This is a genomic window from Bacillus thuringiensis (assembly GCF_001182785.1).
Taxonomy (GTDB): domain Bacteria; phylum Bacillota; class Bacilli; order Bacillales; family Bacillaceae_G; genus Bacillus_A; species Bacillus_A thuringiensis_S.
In genome coordinates this window covers 197,043-213,555 of the sequence record NZ_CP012100.1, presented here as the reverse complement: position 1 = coordinate 213,555, position 16,513 = coordinate 197,043, and the positions used below count along the sequence as shown (strand labels likewise).

Sequence of the window (16,513 nt, the reverse complement as noted above, 5' to 3'; positions counted from 1 at the left end):
AATTTATATGGAGACAATTTTACAGTTTAAAAATATCAATTATCATTATGAAAGTAATAATAAGAGAACTACAATCTTACAAAATGTAAATTTTTCTTTTCAAACCGGAAGTTTTTATACTATCTTAGGGCCATCTGGTTCAGGAAAAACAACAACTCTTAGTTTAGCCAGTGGATTAGACGTTCCAAAAAGTGGATATGTCTTATATAAAGGAACGGATATACGTAAAATTGGTCTCGACTACTATCGAAATCAGTATGTATCAATTATCTTTCAATCTTATAATCTCATTACGTATATGACCGCACTTCAAAATGTTATAACAGCAATGGAAATAACAGGAGTCGATGTAAAAGACAAAAAGATAAGAGCATTGGAGCTACTAAAAAAAGTAGGATTGACAGAAATAGAAGCAAAAAGAAATGTGTTACAGCTTAGCGGTGGGCAACAACAACGTGTCGCAATCGCTCGTGCATTATCTTGTAATGTAGATTTGTTAATTGCAGATGAACCGACTGGAAACTTAGATCAAGAAACGTCCATGGAAGTTATTGAGTTGTTTAGAGAGTTAGCACATAAAGAAAATAAATGTATTATTGTAGTAACTCATTCACAAGACGTAGCCAAACAGTCAGATAAAGCTGTTTATCTACAAAAACAGAATTTAGTTGTACAAGATGTTTCTTGAAAAACGAATGTGTTTACTTTAGAGAAAACAAAGGATGACTTAACTTCAAAGTAACATATTTCCCCCCAACAATTCAGCACGATTGTTGAATAGAATGACTCCCATTTTTTAAACAACTTTAAAAAGCCTTACTACACACAAATTGTAGTAAGGCTCTGACTATTTAAGATAAAAATTAAACGATTTTCTAATCTCTATACGAATAGGGATTAGAAAATAACGTATCCCCTCCGAAGAAAAGAGACTTTATTTTAACGTTCCTATTGATAGGTTAACACGATAATTCCCATACTTTAATAGTCTCCCTAGAAAGTTATCCAATTCTTCATTAGAAGCAAAATGTGTTTTTAATAAATAACATCCTTCACCACTTATACGATGTACCTCAGAAATTTCTTCTTCTTTTTGAAAGAAATTCATAAACTCTTGATGATTAGCTGATGTTACAAACAAAGTAACAAATGCAGTCACTGTTTGTCCTAGTTTGATTCGGTTTATTGCGATTGTATATTGTTCAATAATCCCTAAATCCTCTAATCTCCTGATTCGATTTCCTACAGCCTGCCCCGTCATATGTATTTTTCGGCCTAATTCTTTCCATTGTATTCTTGAGTTTTCTCCTAATAATTTCAGTATCTCAAAATCTGTTTGATCAATAATATAAACCAATCCTTTCACCGTGAAAGTAGAAAAGCAGAAAGTGTTTCGCCAACTTATTCAGCTTATCGATACAATTCACTATACTAAGTTTATCCTCTTACATCGCATTGTTTATCAGTTATATTTACTTATAACACAGAGGACGCAACAAAAAAATACATCTAGATTTAAAGGAGGTTACAAATATGTTATTACAAGATATTTTATCGTTCAATGAAAAATTTGTAGAAAATAAGGAATACGCCCCCAGTGAAGCAAAAAAAATGCCTAAGAAACGTATGGTTGTTGTTTCTTGCATGGATGCTCGTTTAATTGAGCTACTTCCAAAAGCTTTAGATATACACGATGGAGATGCAAAAGTTATCAGAAATGCAGGTGGTAAGATTGCTTCTCCTTTCGATAGTGTTATGCAAAGTGTTGTAGCATCAGTATATGATCTAAATGCAGATGAAATCTTTCTTATCGGACACCATAGATGTGGGGCGGGTCAAACTAATCCAAAAGGAACAATTCAAAAGATATTAGACCGTGGAGTAGCTTCACCAGAAATTCTATCAGCTATTGAATATGCTGGTGTTGACCTTGAAAAATGGTTATTTGGATTCGATGATGTCTGCGATTCAACTCAAGCTAATGTTGATTTAGTAAGAAATCATCCACTTATTCCAAAAGATGTTCCTGTACATGGTTTAGTTATTGATCCTCACACAGGTAAATTAGATTTAGTAGTTGATGGATATAAAACATTAAGTGGTATGAAAAATTAATTATTACTTAAATGAAGGGAAGTTATTAGATATGAATAGACAAGAAGTCACGCAAAAAATTATGGAAGCAAAAATCGCAAAAGGCTTAACATGGGAAGAAATTTCAAAAGTAAGTGAAAACTCTGAGACTTGGGTTGTAACAGCATTATTAGGACAAGCTACAATGACACGTCCGGAAGCAGAAAAAATCGGTAAGCTATTGGAATTAGATGAAGAAGTAGTTCAGGCATTAACAGTAGTTCCACTTAGAGGTCAAGTAATGCAAATGCCTCCTACTGACCCAATCTTATATCGATTATATGAAATGATGTTACAATACGCACCAACTCTTAGAGAATTAATCTTAGAAAAAGCCGGTGAAGGTGTAATGAGTGCAATTAACTTCAATCTAGGTGTAGATACACAAGAAGATCCAAAAGGTGGCGATCCTCGTATCGTTATTACACTTAACGGGAAATTCTTACCGTTCCGTACATGGTAATTAATCAAAAATCTATCTATATAATTAAAATGATTTTATAGAGTTACAAAATCCATCCTTTTTAATTTAACTGTATAGAAAGGATGGATTTTTACTATGAGATTCTTTTTCGGTAAAGGAGAATAATATGAATAAAAAATACTTTAATACAAGCTTTAATATTCTACAGTGGTTTGTTTTTTTATTAGCAAATGCAATTGCATTACCTATCATTATTGGCGGTATATTCCATTTATCAATAGAAGATATTTCAACATTAATGCAGCGCACTTTTTTAGTCGTGGGAGTAAGTTCATTTATACAAGCTTTGTTTGGACATAACTATCCCATTGCGGATGGTCCAGCGGGTTCATGGATAAGTATATTTGTCATACTAGGACAAGTCGCTATGCATCAGGGACAAAGTGCAAAAGACGTGTTGCAACTTTTAGAAGGTGGATTAATTATTGCAGGTATATTACTCTTCGTTCTTGGTATAACAGGGCTTGTTCATCGAATCTTACGTTTATTTACCCCTTTAGTTACAGGAACTTTTCTTTTAACCTTAGCACTTCAGCTTAGTGGTGTGTTACTAAAAGGAATGATGGGATTACAAGGATCTGCAACTCATCCTGACTATCCAACAGCAACTATTGCACTCTTTGTTTTTGCCCTTATTACTTACTTATCAATTAAAGGGAAAGGATGGATGAAAAGTTACGCTGTGTTACTTGGAATCTCATTTGGTTGGCTTTTGTATGCTGTTTTAGGAAAATCATCTCATATGCCTTCACACACACAGCTAGTTAAGTTACCACAGATATTCGCTTGGGGGACACCTAGATTCGATATTGGAATGACCCTAACTGCAACTTTATTTACATTTCTTTTAGTTGCAAATACAATTGCGGCTATTTCAGCTGTAAAACAAGTAGCTCCCTTATCTAAAGAAAATGAAAAGCAAACACTCAACCGTGGTATATGGGTCGGAGGTATATCACATATTATCTCATCGTTATTCTCTACAATTGGAATTGTACCATTACCTGCATCAGCGGGATTTATTCAACTAACAGGACAAAGAAAAGTGAATTCATTCCGTATAGCAAGTCTTATATTAGCAGGAATTTCGTTTATTCCCTCAATTGTAAGCTTTATATCCTTGCTTCCAGGCTCTATTGCTAATGCTGCTCTTTTAGCAACATTTGTCCAAGTAATAGGCATTTCATTTCAATCGATTTTACGTGAAGAATTAAATCAACGCCGATTAACTATATTAGGAATTACATTATTAATCAGTTTAGGAATAATGTTTCTTCCGGAAAGCGCATTTAGCGGAATTCCTTCTTCCTTACAATATGTTTTAAGTAATGGATTACTCGTGGGTACCATGATCGTCATTCTACTGGAACAGTTTTGGAAAAAGTAAAGGATTTATAAAAAGGAGTATTAGATAGATTTAATGATTGATTTTTTAGATGAAACTGCAACAGTAAAAAGAAATATTTTAATCTCATTAGAAAAGTATTAGAGAGCTTAACTTAGTGAAAGCATAAAGTGAGTGTAAACTAAAAGAAACATAAGTTGGAAAAAATGTCCATTTTATGTTTCTTGTTATAAGGGGTAGCGCCACATCGCTATCAAGCTAAGCTTATGCAAAGTCAATTTTAGGCGAGATTGTTTCTTTTTCTAAAGGGCAAGTGTAGGTGATTGAAAGATTTGCATACGAAATAAACCCTAACGGGTTTCACTTTTTTGAATTAAGCGGCTTGATTATCAGACATGGTACAATTGTAAACGACACCTAATATATCAAAGACTGTTTTCTTCTCATATCGATGAGATTTTCTCCCGTTTTGCTGTAGGAGATTGAATAGGCGAAGTAACACCTTTGATAGCTCTTGGGTGTTTTTTTGTATAGTTTGGAATAGAAGAAGAAAATAGTCTTTAATCATATATATGGCTTTATACTCACTAAGCTCTCGTTTTTTCTTTATAAGGAGCAAATGGCGCATTTGAAACATGATAGAAGAAAAGAGTAGAATGGCAATCAATTGACCATATAAATGGCATTCCAATCGTTCTGGTTTTATCTTTTTACAATGATGAATTTGAAAGAATGACTTCCACGTTTTAAATAAAATTTCGATTTGCCAACGCAAAGAATACCAGTCATGTACCTGTCCCATCGGGACAATATCTGTAGGGGTGTTTGTCATATATACATTGATACCACTGAGTCGTTTACTACGAGGAGAATACTTCATTCCTTTCTTTGTTTCTCTTACAGCTTGATCTTGTAAGCGTTTTTGTTGCTGTTGTTTTGTTAATCGATGAACAATTATACGAGCTGGCACTTTATCATTCATTCCTACATAAGCATCAGCTATTTCACACGTTTGTCCTGGTTGAAGGGAGTTCATTAACGTCTCTATATCTATCTGTATATACTCTGTACCTTTCTTAATTCTTCCATCTTGAAAAAAATCAGGGTTAGGATTTTTTTGATACATACGTGTGTTCGACTTGATACGAGAGATATAGTAGGCCTCTTTATCTTGTATATATTGAAGGTCTTTTAAATGAAAATAACCTAAATCTCGGATACATAAATCATTTGCTGTCACAGTTGGGGCACACAAAGAGCCGTAAGTGCGATCATGTTGTTTACCTGGACCTGTATGAATATGAAGGAACTGTCCACTTAACAAATCATACTCAAGTTGAATTTTTATCCCAGCTGTATGGCTGCAGCCTCCTGCACCTGGATAAACCGATGAAAATACATCCGGGAGTTGAAATGCAGTTGAATCTAAAATACGAATACGCTTGAAAACAGAAGTGTATGGAGAAGAAATCGGCATAGATACGGCCAATTTTTTGCTTAGTAGTTTGACTAGTAGGTGTTGTAAAAGTTGGACGGCCGCCTTATTAAATCGTTGATTCAGTCCTTCAGGACTGATGAGTACTTCTGTTGATGCTTCTAAACAGCTAGATAACTGAGTTAAAGAAGTCATAGCTACATTTTGGCTCACCCATACACATAAAGCTACTAAATTTTTTGCTTGGTACTTACTGGTTCGTTGTACAAAACCAACATCTCTGGCAAGATTCCATAAGATATTTGGAGATAAAAAGCTTTGAATCTCTTGAGCAAATAGTTGTAATTCGTCAGACACAGAAACAGACATAAAAAATGCCATCCTTTCCTACTGTCTTATTTAAAAAATGTTTTAGACTATAGAAAAAAGTATTAGACTGTTAAAAAAGATGTCTTCTATACGTGAAAACACCTTTTTCTAACATAGATTCCGTTATCAGAAGTTTATCCTTGTAACTCTTTATTAATTTCAAGTAGAGCTTTTGAGCTATTAGCAAAATTTAACCAATCATGCCTCACATTACACTTATTATCAGTAACCCAAAGTTCCACAATATCTAGATGTGAAACATTTGTTGTTATCGGTTTCTTTACCCCATTAATTTTAGCACCCGACATATGCTTAGCAATCTCAGGATTTAGTGCAAAAGCAAAGTCAATTACCGTAGCACCTTGTGGCAAATGAATGGGATCTAATTTAGGTGTAAATACAACTATGGTTTCTTGAAATAATTCAAATGATACTAAATCATAAAATTCGAGAGCGTCTTGAGTTACTAAATCATTAGTTAAAATAAACTGGTCCATCAACTTATAAATGATTTCTTGCATCTCCGTATCAGTTATACTTTTTGTAAGAATATAGAAAACACCTTTATCTCTTATCTCTTGATTTATTTTTGTTTGAATACATATCACTACCTCATGGTTATTGACTTCCACCTTGGTCTTTAAGTATTTGTTTAATACATCGTTTTCAATTGCTATGTTATCTTCAAATTGATGAGGAATTGGTTTATATAGTTGATGTATAATTCCTAACATTTTATAACAATTTAATTTGTTTGAGGTCGTAATAATTATTTTTGATATTGCTGCTATGTCTTGAAGACGAGAATAAGCTGTATAAATAGGATTCACTTCGTAACTCACCTGAAACATTAAAGATGGCTCTAGGAAGTTATTTATGTCTTGAATAATGGTTTGAGACATATCCTCTAATAGCCGAACGTAATTCTGTAAGAGTATTTTCATACCCTCATATTTAGAATGATTGAGATGAAAAAAACTTAAATCTTCTAACTCGTGTTGAATGTTTAATAACCCTAACCTTTTACATATAGGAGAGAAAATTTTGAGTGTTTCATTAGCATAAGGAACTTGTTTTTTTACAGCTTTCACCTGTAAAGTTCTCATGTTATGGAGACGATCTATCACTTTTATAATAGCTACTCGTATATCTGCTTGTGTAGCTAACAATAACTTCTTGAAATTTATTGCTTCATATTCTTCTTTACTGGGAATTTGTTTCTTATCAACTTTAGTTAATCCTTCGACAATATCGGCCACTTTTTCGCCAAACGTACTACGTATATCCTCTATTGTGTAATCTGTATCTTCTACCACATCATGTAGTAATGCTGCGACTAAAGTTATGATATCCGCTTTACAATCTAGCAGAATCTCTGTAACTGCAAATGGGTGTGAGTAATATAGGGCTCACCTGAAACTCGAAATTGTCCTTCATGAGCATTCTCGGAGACGTATATAGCTTTATGTAATTGTTCTAGTTCTGATTTATGTAGATAGGAGGCTTTTTTCAATAATTCTTTTTTCATATTTTCACCCTCATTATGTTAATTTTTTATCTATATTTCAATAATATTATAATTCGTTTTTGAAAAGTGAAATACCTGTTTAACTAGGAAGTAAATAAAGAACAGGTTTTGAGCTAAAGTCAAAAATGACGAAAGACCCATTATCTAGAAACAATTGAAACTTAATTCTTCTAACGAATGTATACAAAAATGTGTACAGCGTCAATTTGTAAAGTTAATTCTTTCTGAATCCTTTTTTCTATATAAATTGGCTGTCTAGTCTAATACTTTATTTTAATAAAACCTCGTTTCTCTAAATAAAAACTATTCATCAGTCTAAATCCTTATTTTATTAAAACAGGAGAATAAGAATGGAGAAATCCCAATAATTTAGCGATAATCAGTCTAAAACATTCTTTTAATTATACACCTATGATTCTACAGAAAGAATAACGCATTTTTTCATTTTAGGGGGCTTTTCTTTTTCTTAGCTTGATAGCGATGGGGGCCCGCCACATGCCCATCAAGCTAAAAATGGATTTTCTATGAAAATCCATTTTTTTAGTTGTGCCACGATTACCGTTTCTGTTTCGTTATCAGATAAGCTCAAATTTCTTCCTCATCTTAAAGTGGAACAAATTTATTACTTAAATTGTCTATTTAGTACACTTTTTAAATATGAATATATTTCTTAAAGTGGCTTCAATAATTTTAAGCAAATCAACAGGAGAATTGAAAGGCAGGAGAAAGTAGCATGTCAGAAAATTATCGTTCTCGAGAGGAGCGACGACAAGTTAAAAAGAAAAAACAGCCTGCTGCTAAGAAACAAAAAGCAAAAGGTAAAACATCATTTTTTCGTAAGTTTTTAGTTAGTTGTTTATTACTTGGTATTGTGGGGTTAGTCGCAGGGGTTGCTACCTTTTTCGTTATGATTAAAGATGCTCCAAAACTTGAGAAAGCAAAACTTGTTAATCCGTTATCCTCAAAAATTTATGATAAAGATGGGAAATTGATATATGAATATGGAAAAGAAAAACGAACGAATATTATGTATGATCAGATTCCTAAGTTAGTAGAAAATGCGTTTTTAGCAACAGAAGATGCACGTTTTTACGAGCACAGTGGCGTAGACTATAAAGGTACTGCACGTGCAGCCTTAGTCAGCCTAAAAGGGGATTACGGCTCTCAAGGTGGAAGTACGATTACACAGCAAGTTATTAAGAATTACTTCTTATCGATGGAAAAAACGTCAAAGAGAAAGGCGCAAGAAATATATTTAGCGTATAAGCTAGAACAACAGTATTCAAAACATGAAATTTTAGAAATGTATTTAAATAAAGTTTACTTAGGTAACCGTTCATATGGAATCGCAACAGCAGTCCAAAATTACTATGGTAAGGAATTAAAAGATTTAACACTACCAGAAGTTGCAATGCTTGCTGGTTTAATGAAAGCTCCTAATAACTATGATCCAACGAAAGAACAAAATATCAAAAAAGCAACAGAAAGAAGAAATGTTGTACTTAAATTAATGAATCGACATGGTTATATTACAAAAAAAGAAATGGAAGAAGCATCAAAAGTTCCAGTAACAGAAGGACTTAAGAAAGCAACTGAACAAAAAGAAATGCCCTATCCTGCTTTTATGGATGCGGTTGTGAAAGAAGTTGAAAAAGAGTTGCCAGATGTTAATATCGGATCTGACGGTTTAGAAATTTATACAACATTAGATCCAAAGGCACAGGGTTTTGCGGACAAACTTTTAAATAAAGACATTATTAATTATCCAAATGAGAAATTTCAAGGGGCTTTCACATTTATGGATACGAAAACAGGAGAAGTACGTGCAATTGGTAGCGGGCGTGGTGAAAATAAAGCTGTTTTTAAAGGACATAATATTGCAATTGAATTAAATCGCTCAGCAGGTTCAACGATGAAACCAATTTTTGATTACGCTCCTGCAATTGAATATTTAAAATGGGCTACTTACCATCAAATTGATGACTCTCCATATAAGTACTCAACGGGACAAGAAGTTAGAAATGCTGATAGAAAGCATTTGGGACTAATTACAATGCGTGATGCATTGAAGACTTCCCGAAATATCCCGGCAATAAAAACTGCAAAAGAAGTAGGAATTAATAGATCAAAAGGTTTCTCTGAAAAGCTAGGTATTACATTTAATGTAGCACCGACCGAATCAACAGCGATTGGTACAAATGAAGCGTCACCGACTGAAATTGCAGGTGCTTATGCGGCATTTGGTAATGATGGTAAGTATACGAGGCCACATTTTGTTAAAAAAGTCATTTATTCAGATGGTAAATCAAAAAGCTTTGAGCAAAAGTCAAAACGAGTTATGAAGGATTCTACAGCATATATGATTACTGATATGCTTCGTACTTTTGTTTCATCTGGATTAGGTACAACAGCTAATATAGGTTCTTTAGATATAGCGGGTAAAACAGGTACAACAAACTATTCTTTAGAACAAATAGCACAATATAATCTACCAGAAAGTGCAACTCGTGATAGTTGGTTTGCTGGTTATACATCACAATATACGATGGCAGTATGGACCGGATATACAAAGGATAGTAAAGATGATTATATTAGTAGTAAAAATGCGAAAATAGCTCAATTGATTTTTAAAGAAATGATGAGTAAGTTTGCTACAGATAAGTCGCAATTTAAAATGCCAAACAGTGTGGTTCAAGAAGGTAGCGAATTACGTATTAAAGGTGAGAAGCGTGATTCTTCTCTAAATACGAAAACAGCAAATACAACTGAACAGCCGAGTGAAAATAAGCAAAAAGAAAAACAAAAGAAACCAGAAGAGAAAAAGCAAAGTGAGCCAAAAAGTGGTGGTGACCAGGGAAATACAACGCCACCAAACAATGGTAGTGATCGAGGAAATACAACGCCATCAAACAATGGTAGTGACCAGGGAAATATAACGCCACCAAACAATGGTAGTAATCGAGGAAATACAACGCCATCAAACAATGGTAGTAATCGAGGAAATACAACGCCACCAAACAATGGTAGTGACCAGGGAAATACAACGCCACCAAACAATGGTAGTGACCAGGGAAATACAACGCCACCAAACAATGGTAGTGACCAGGGAAATACAACGCCACCAAACAATGGTAGTGATCGAGGAAATACAACGCCACCAAACAATGGTAGTGACCAAGGAAATACAACGCCACCAAGTCATGATGGGAATACAGGAGATGCTCCGGCTAATAATAGACAATAAGTAATATGAGGGGATTTTTGGTTCTGTTGCAAATTAAAAAAAGCATAAACAAGTTAGTCAATGAGGAACAATGTTTAGGAAGTTGCTTGTGAATAAATGTCCAATGTTCTTTTTTTAGGGTAGATAGCTGCATACCCACCGATTTAAGAATTCAAAAGTAACCCAAAATGAAAATTAGCCTATATTATACACACATTTGAAGCGTATTCCATAGAAAAATCTTTATTGTCAAGGTTATGAAAATGACTGGAAACATTGAAATGATAATGTTTTGTAATGGGATATGTATATGTATCCAAATTACTTCCTCCAGACTATAAATCTCATGTACCTCGGCAAAATCTCTTATTCCGCCTTTGCGAGAGGATGACCCACAAACTATATTAAATAATGAATGAATATGAAGAGATAAAGTAGCATCTTTCCTACATAGGTACTACTTTATCCCTATTTATAGGAACGCTGGCACTATCCCATGGCAATAAAATTGGGTCTGCACCAAAAGAGTATTAATAAAACGGAAATTTTTAAACCTTATTCAGAATAAGGATTATCATTATCGAAAAGGAGTGTAAAATGAAAAAATCTTTAAAAGTAATACTAATCTTATTGGTGATATTTATAGGAATTATGTTGGGAAGCATAATTTTAAATAAAACATATCATACAGAGTTTAAGTTTTTAAATGAAACGGATCAAAACATGTTAAAAGAATTATCTACTATTTATAAGAGTTTCGAAGAATCGAATGATAAACTTTGGAATGAAAATTATCATTTTGAAAAAAAGCCATTAGTTCTAATACATAGTAATAAAGATGGGGGATCCTTTAGGCAAGAAGCTTATGCAGTTAATGTAACAGGATTAGAAAATAGTATTTTTGCAAAAGAAATAAAAATCCCAAATTCTTTGCATCTACCTAAAGTCTATCGCTTAACTCGTTTTGATTTTAGAACGGTTTCTACCTGGATGCCTTGGAACTTTGGGACAATAAATATTAATGATATGGATGTATTTTATTTTAAATATTATCCGAAAATGTTTTCTAATCCAGATTTATATTTTGATTTTTCGTCTTTTTTATTACATGAAGCTTTTCATGTTTATAAACAAAAAGATTGGACATATGATTCAAATGGTGGAGAGTCTATTCACGAATATCCGATAAATAAAGAAAATTACGCGCTAATGGGATTAGAATTTATGTTATTAGATAAAGCAATGATTGATACGAACCCAGAAAATATTAATCAAGCATTATATGATTGGACAATTGTACGTAACTATCGCTATAAAAAATGGCCACAATTGATTGGAGAAACAAAAACTGAAGCAATAGAAGGTTCAGCACGATACTTAGAGTATCGTTATAGTAATTTAACCGGTGGAAATCTTATGGTACTTGCAAAGAAAGAGAAGCCATATCATGTTACTTTTATGGAGGCGTTCAACTTTATTGCTAATGGACAGGCAGAATCTCCAAGGTTTTTAGAGCGGAATATGAGATATGAGACTGGCTCAGCTCTTGAATTAAGCATGGACAGAGCCAATATTCCATGGAAAGAAGATATTGAAGACAGTGCAACCAAACAAGGGAAGACACCCTATCAAGTACTAAATGCGTACTTTAATATAAATAATACGTCTACAATTGAAAATAAGATTAAAGAAATTAAAGAAAACAATGACTATGACACGCTTTTAGAACAAGGAGAAAAATTGGTGAAAATAAGTAACGAGTAAAGAAAAAAATCTCCTTTAAAAGGGCTAATTGAAGGGGATTTTTTTATTATAGGGTATATACACTACTAAAAACTTGGTTTTAATAATTAATTTTGAAACTTAACGTACAAGTAACAAATTAATTTGCGTCCCAATGTTGTCGAAATGTACAATTTTCTTTTTTATATGATGACTCCATGCTAATTAAGCTAATATTTAAAATTTCACGTATCGCATTAATTAATAAAAAACACAACAGAATAAAAATTAGTATACATTTAAATCTTATGTTGAATTAATCCATTAAATGGATAATGCATTGTTTGTTTTGGATAGACTTCTTGCGAAATATGTACCAAGGCATTTTTTCAATTCTAATGTGGTAAGATATATATTAACAATAAAAGGGGATGGGTAAAATGAGGGATTTACAAGAACAAAACTATGAACAATTAAAAAGAGAAAAAAATAACATTACTCTGGTTTTAAAAAGTGGAGTTAGAATACCAGGACAAATTGTTGGATTAGACCGTTTTACTGTTCTAATGATTGTTAATGGAAAACAACAATTAATTTATAAACAAGCTATATCCACAATTGCTATGTAAAAAATAATATCCTTAGCTTTAAGAAAAGCGAATCTATATCTAGGAGGCGTTTAATTGAACTTATCTCAAGAAAAAAAATTAAAATTAATGATGCATACTATTACTTTAGTATCTTTCATGATTCTTACTTTTTTAGGCATTACAATTTTCTTTGTACCATTCATTTTTTATTTTATATTCAAATCTAAAGAACTTCGTATAGTAGCTATTGAAACAGGTATTTATCAGCTATTCACATGGATTATTGTATTGATCTGGAATACTTTTATAATAAGGATTTTAATGTTTTCTATGTTCAATTTCGATATGAATGAGAGTAGTTTGTCAATGATATTGTGGACAGCACCATTATATATAATCATAGTTATTTTATTAGTTTTTGGGCCTTTTAAGGGGATTATATATGTATTGCAAGGAAGAGAGTTTAATTATCCAATTATATCCAAATGGACTAGCAAGTAAAAATAAATAAAGAAGAATCCAGCTAATTATCAATTCGTTTTTATTTTATTTGAATTATCTATTTACGGAATATAAATATATACTTTGCGCTTAAATTTTCCACTTCAATCTAAATTGTTATAATTTTTTGTATTATTATGGATTTATATAAAAAGATTTTCAAAGGGACGTACTATAAACAGCATTTATAACAAGTTTCTTCCTATTTATATAGAAGATATTGGATGATATGAATTAAAACAGAGATCCAATTAGCTCAAGAAGATAAAATGTAAGGTATGAAGTATAATACACAGAAAAGAGAACAGGTGCACCCATTGGGAATAAAAATGCGTGGGCAATTTGGATAATAAGAGCCAAAATGAGGAAACAAGAATGTCGCGGACCATGACGACCCCACAGAATAGAATAATTAAATTGAATAATTTAAGAAGCGTAGAAATTAAAACTTTCTACGCTTCTTCTGATTTATAAGAAATCTAATGTTTTTCTAAATTTCTTATATAAGATTTTACTGCTTGCAATAAGAATTCTTCTTGTCCCATACCAGCACCGGCTGCCATCTGAACTACTTTTTGTTTGAATTGATGATCCACATGAAAAGTTAATGGCTCTACATTACTTTTAAAGTAAATTCCTTCTACATGTGGAAGGATCGTACCTGATTTCATATGAGAATGTAAGTATTTAATTTCCTCTTGAAACTGCAATGGATCTACTTGTAGTACAAAAGGTTTAATTTCTAATCTGATAGTATCTGATGAATTACTTAATCGCATATTTTTAACACCTAGCTCTTTATAAAATAAATTTATTAGATTATAAGTGATAGAATTAAATAGTTGAGGTTTTTTAAATGAAAAAGATAAATACCCTCGTTTTGTAATTACCGCTTTTTTATGGAAAGGTTCAAAGGAGTAATCATGCTCCTTATAAGTGGATAGAGGGAAAATTTCTTCGTCCTCTGTAAGAATCTTGCCGTCTCCACCATTAATCTCTATTACCCTAGCGATTTTTCCGGTATGCAGATGCTTTAATAATTGATATAAATATATATCTTCATCTTGAATCTTAGTAATAAATGTTTTTCGCTCTTTTGTTTTAGTTTTTTCATAATCAAGCATAAAAATCTCTAGATCTTCCTCATCAATAATATATACTTGTTTTCCTCTTTTTTCTACCATTGTTGCGGGTAATTTTCCAGATTTAATGTACGTAAAGATAGTAGATGGTGCAACATTAAGGATTTCAGCTACTTCTTTCGTGCTAAGGCCTTTAACCTCATTTTTATTTTTTAAACGTTCAATATCCTCTAAATAGAAAATCTTACTACCGAATTGCTTCCAGTTATCTTTATATACACATTCTATTAATCCATCTTTTTCTTTTTTTAAAATTGTTTGTACCGTTACTCCTAATAAGTCGGCTGCTTCTTTTGTCGTTACAGTAGGTTTTGTAATGAACAATAAATCTTGTGTCATGAAAGGACACCTCCATAACTATCGTTTACTAATATTTTAGGTATGTATATATCATATCAGAATCTGATTTATATTTAAAATAAGAAATAGATTTTATTAAATATCTTATTCATTTTTATAGTTTGAAAATATTTTTAATCCATTTTATATATTAATGAATTTTTATAGCTGTTTTTATTATAAAATCACTATGAAAGTTAAGAAGTTAACTAGTAAATAATATGTATTTACTAATAAATTATAAAAAAATATAAGTATAGGTAAATAGAGAAGAATATAGCGTTCTTACAGAAAGAAAATGAATTATCATTTGTATAATTAATAGAAGTAAAATAAAATAATAATTATAGGTAATAAAGAGAATTATATTCATAATCTTCTATAGGAGAGGTGAATTCGAAATATGAATAAAAAAAATGTAAAAGAAAATTTATTTATTATAAACAATCAAAGTGAGTATATGGATACATATGTAGAGATTATAAAAGATATCGTTCCATATCTATATAACAACAGTTATGTAGATATGGTGGAAGATAAGATGGAGGTTGCAGAAAAAGAAGGAAAGGGTAAATATACGTATTTAAGTGACATAGAAGTCATTTATCATTTCGTACATTTACAAAAAGATATGGATGAGAAGAAGAATAGAAAAGAGGATACGAAAAAGAGCTATATCTCAGAAATCTTATCATTTTGTCAGTGCATGGTGCAGCATGCAGAAGAATTTGAATTGGATGGGGAAGAGGTAAAGCAAAAGGACTCTTTATTGAAAACATTGCAACCTTGGCATATTCGTAAATACAATTCGTGGTTGAAACGGGTAGAGAACGGTAGGAATGGTGACACGTATGCAGTCGCGACACTTGCAAAGAAAACAGTGCTCATTCGTTCTTTTCTAAAACATCTACATGTATTTTCTTATATTGAAAAGCCTCTTCATGAAGAACTACAGCGCGCAAATGTGAATGAGCAGGATCGGCCAAATCGGGACCTATCCTATGATGAGGTTATGAAAATTTTAGGATTTTATAAAGAAAGAGGACATTTAGTAAACTATACAATTTTACTGGCTCTAGCAAGTACTGGTGCAAGAATTCAAGAATTGTGCACCGCGAGAGTGAAAGATTTACATTATGACGGAAAGTACTGGTTAAAAGTCACTGGAAAAGGGGATAAAGTGCGTGAACTTTTTATTTCGGAACATTTATATCAATGTATTTGTGAAATGAGGCTAAGAAGAGGATGCCAGACGGTATTGGATAAAGGGGATGAGAGTCCGGTATTTATAAATCAAAGAGGAAATACTTATAACTCTAAAACATTATCGAATCAAGTAACAGATATGATAAAAAAGACAAACTTAGAGTTTCTACTGTATCGTGAAAATCCAGTAACGGCGCATACATTCCGTCATGCTTTTGCAATTATGGCAGTAGAGCAAGGTAATGCAGATTTATATCATTTAATGCAAACACTTGGCCATGAAAATATTCAAACAACTAAAATATATTTAGAAAAGCATATGAAGCGTAAAAACAACGTTGGATCTACTTTTGCTGATATGCTGGTTTGAATTTTATGTAGTATATAGGGGTGTTTAATTATGTATTTTTTACATAATTAAACAATGTATATGTTTGTTTAGTTATTGTGAAGAAATATATAAAATTAGGGAAATAAATAAAAATAACGAAATTCA

At 32.1% G+C, this 16,513-nt stretch carries 12 protein-coding genes and 1 pseudogene; 9 read left to right on the top strand and 4 right to left on the bottom strand.

Annotated features, from left to right (window positions below; translation table 11 throughout):
* Positions 1 to 7 precede the first annotated feature (7 nt).
* A complete protein-coding gene (locus AC241_RS28150) occupies positions 8 to 688 on the top strand; it encodes an ABC transporter ATP-binding protein (protein ID WP_048564970.1) in 681 nt (226 codons plus the stop codon).
* A 246-nt stretch (positions 689 to 934) separates the two neighbouring features.
* On the opposite strand, the gene AC241_RS28145 is transcribed toward AC241_RS28150, so the two are convergent.
* Entirely contained in the window at positions 935 to 1,366 is a 432-nt protein-coding gene (locus AC241_RS28145; protein WP_050845105.1) for an Lrp/AsnC family transcriptional regulator, read from the bottom strand.
* A gap of 167 nt (positions 1,367 to 1,533) precedes the next feature.
* Here AC241_RS28145 and AC241_RS28140 point away from each other — a divergent pair, with 167 nt between their 5' ends.
* From AC241_RS28140 to AC241_RS28130, 3 genes are all read left to right on the top strand, one after another.
* Positions 1,534 to 2,115 (top strand): beta-class carbonic anhydrase, encoded by a 582-nt coding sequence (locus tag AC241_RS28140; RefSeq protein ID WP_048564972.1) that lies wholly within the window; start codon positions 1,534 to 1,536, stop codon positions 2,113 to 2,115.
* A 31-nt stretch (positions 2,116 to 2,146) separates the two neighbouring features.
* Positions 2,147 to 2,596 carry a cyanase gene (cynS, locus tag AC241_RS28135; protein ID WP_048564973.1) on the top strand — a complete coding sequence of 150 codons (450 nt, stop codon included), beginning with the start codon at positions 2,147 to 2,149 and terminating at the stop codon, positions 2,594 to 2,596.
* A 127-nt stretch (positions 2,597 to 2,723) separates the two neighbouring features.
* Positions 2,724 to 4,004, top strand: a complete 1,281-nt coding sequence (locus tag AC241_RS28130) for a purine/pyrimidine permease (RefSeq protein ID WP_050845103.1) — start codon at positions 2,724 to 2,726, stop codon at positions 4,002 to 4,004.
* Between the two features lie 331 nt (positions 4,005 to 4,335).
* On the opposite strand, the gene AC241_RS28125 is transcribed toward AC241_RS28130, so the two are convergent.
* Together AC241_RS28125 and AC241_RS28120 are read right to left on the bottom strand one after the other, a co-directional pair.
* Positions 4,336 to 5,766 (bottom strand): IS4 family transposase, encoded by a 1,431-nt coding sequence (locus tag AC241_RS28125; RefSeq protein WP_050845100.1) that lies wholly within the window; start codon positions 5,764 to 5,766, stop codon positions 4,336 to 4,338.
* Positions 5,767 to 5,900: 134 nt separating this feature from the next.
* Positions 5,901 to 7,294 (bottom strand): annotated as a pseudogene (locus AC241_RS28120) (HD domain-containing protein).
* Between the two features lie 733 nt (positions 7,295 to 8,027).
* On the opposite strand from AC241_RS28120, the gene AC241_RS28115 reads away from it, so the two are divergent.
* The 4 genes from AC241_RS28115 to AC241_RS28100 all read left to right on the top strand — a co-directional run bounded on the left by AC241_RS28115 (position 8,028) and on the right by AC241_RS28100 (position 13,330).
* Positions 8,028 to 10,538 carry a transglycosylase domain-containing protein gene (locus tag AC241_RS28115; protein WP_050845098.1) on the top strand — a complete coding sequence of 837 codons (2,511 nt, stop codon included), beginning with the start codon at positions 8,028 to 8,030 and terminating at the stop codon, positions 10,536 to 10,538.
* Positions 10,539 to 11,114: 576 nt separating this feature from the next.
* On the top strand, positions 11,115 to 12,281 hold the full coding sequence (locus tag AC241_RS28110; protein ID WP_043938817.1) for a hypothetical protein: 1,167 nt from the start codon (positions 11,115 to 11,117) through the stop codon (positions 12,279 to 12,281).
* Positions 12,282 to 12,679: 398 nt separating this feature from the next.
* Positions 12,680 to 12,868, top strand: coding sequence for an RNA chaperone Hfq (hfq, locus tag AC241_RS28105; protein WP_050845096.1), 189 nt, complete (start codon positions 12,680 to 12,682; stop codon positions 12,866 to 12,868).
* Positions 12,869 to 12,922: 54 nt separating this feature from the next.
* Positions 12,923 to 13,330, top strand: a complete 408-nt coding sequence (locus AC241_RS28100; RefSeq protein ID WP_050845094.1) for a hypothetical protein — start codon at positions 12,923 to 12,925, stop codon at positions 13,328 to 13,330.
* Between the two features lie 479 nt (positions 13,331 to 13,809).
* Here AC241_RS28100 and AC241_RS28095 read toward each other — a convergent pair whose 3' ends face one another.
* On the bottom strand, positions 13,810 to 14,811 hold the full coding sequence (locus tag AC241_RS28095; protein ID WP_050845093.1) for a helix-turn-helix domain-containing protein: 1,002 nt from the start codon (positions 14,809 to 14,811) through the stop codon (positions 13,810 to 13,812).
* Between the two features lie 403 nt (positions 14,812 to 15,214).
* Here AC241_RS28095 and AC241_RS28090 point away from each other — a divergent pair, with 403 nt between their 5' ends.
* Positions 15,215 to 16,387: a tyrosine-type recombinase/integrase gene (locus AC241_RS28090; RefSeq protein ID WP_050845091.1), complete on the top strand. Its 1,173-nt coding sequence runs from the start codon at positions 15,215 to 15,217 to the stop codon at positions 16,385 to 16,387.
* Positions 16,388 to 16,513 lie beyond the last annotated feature (126 nt).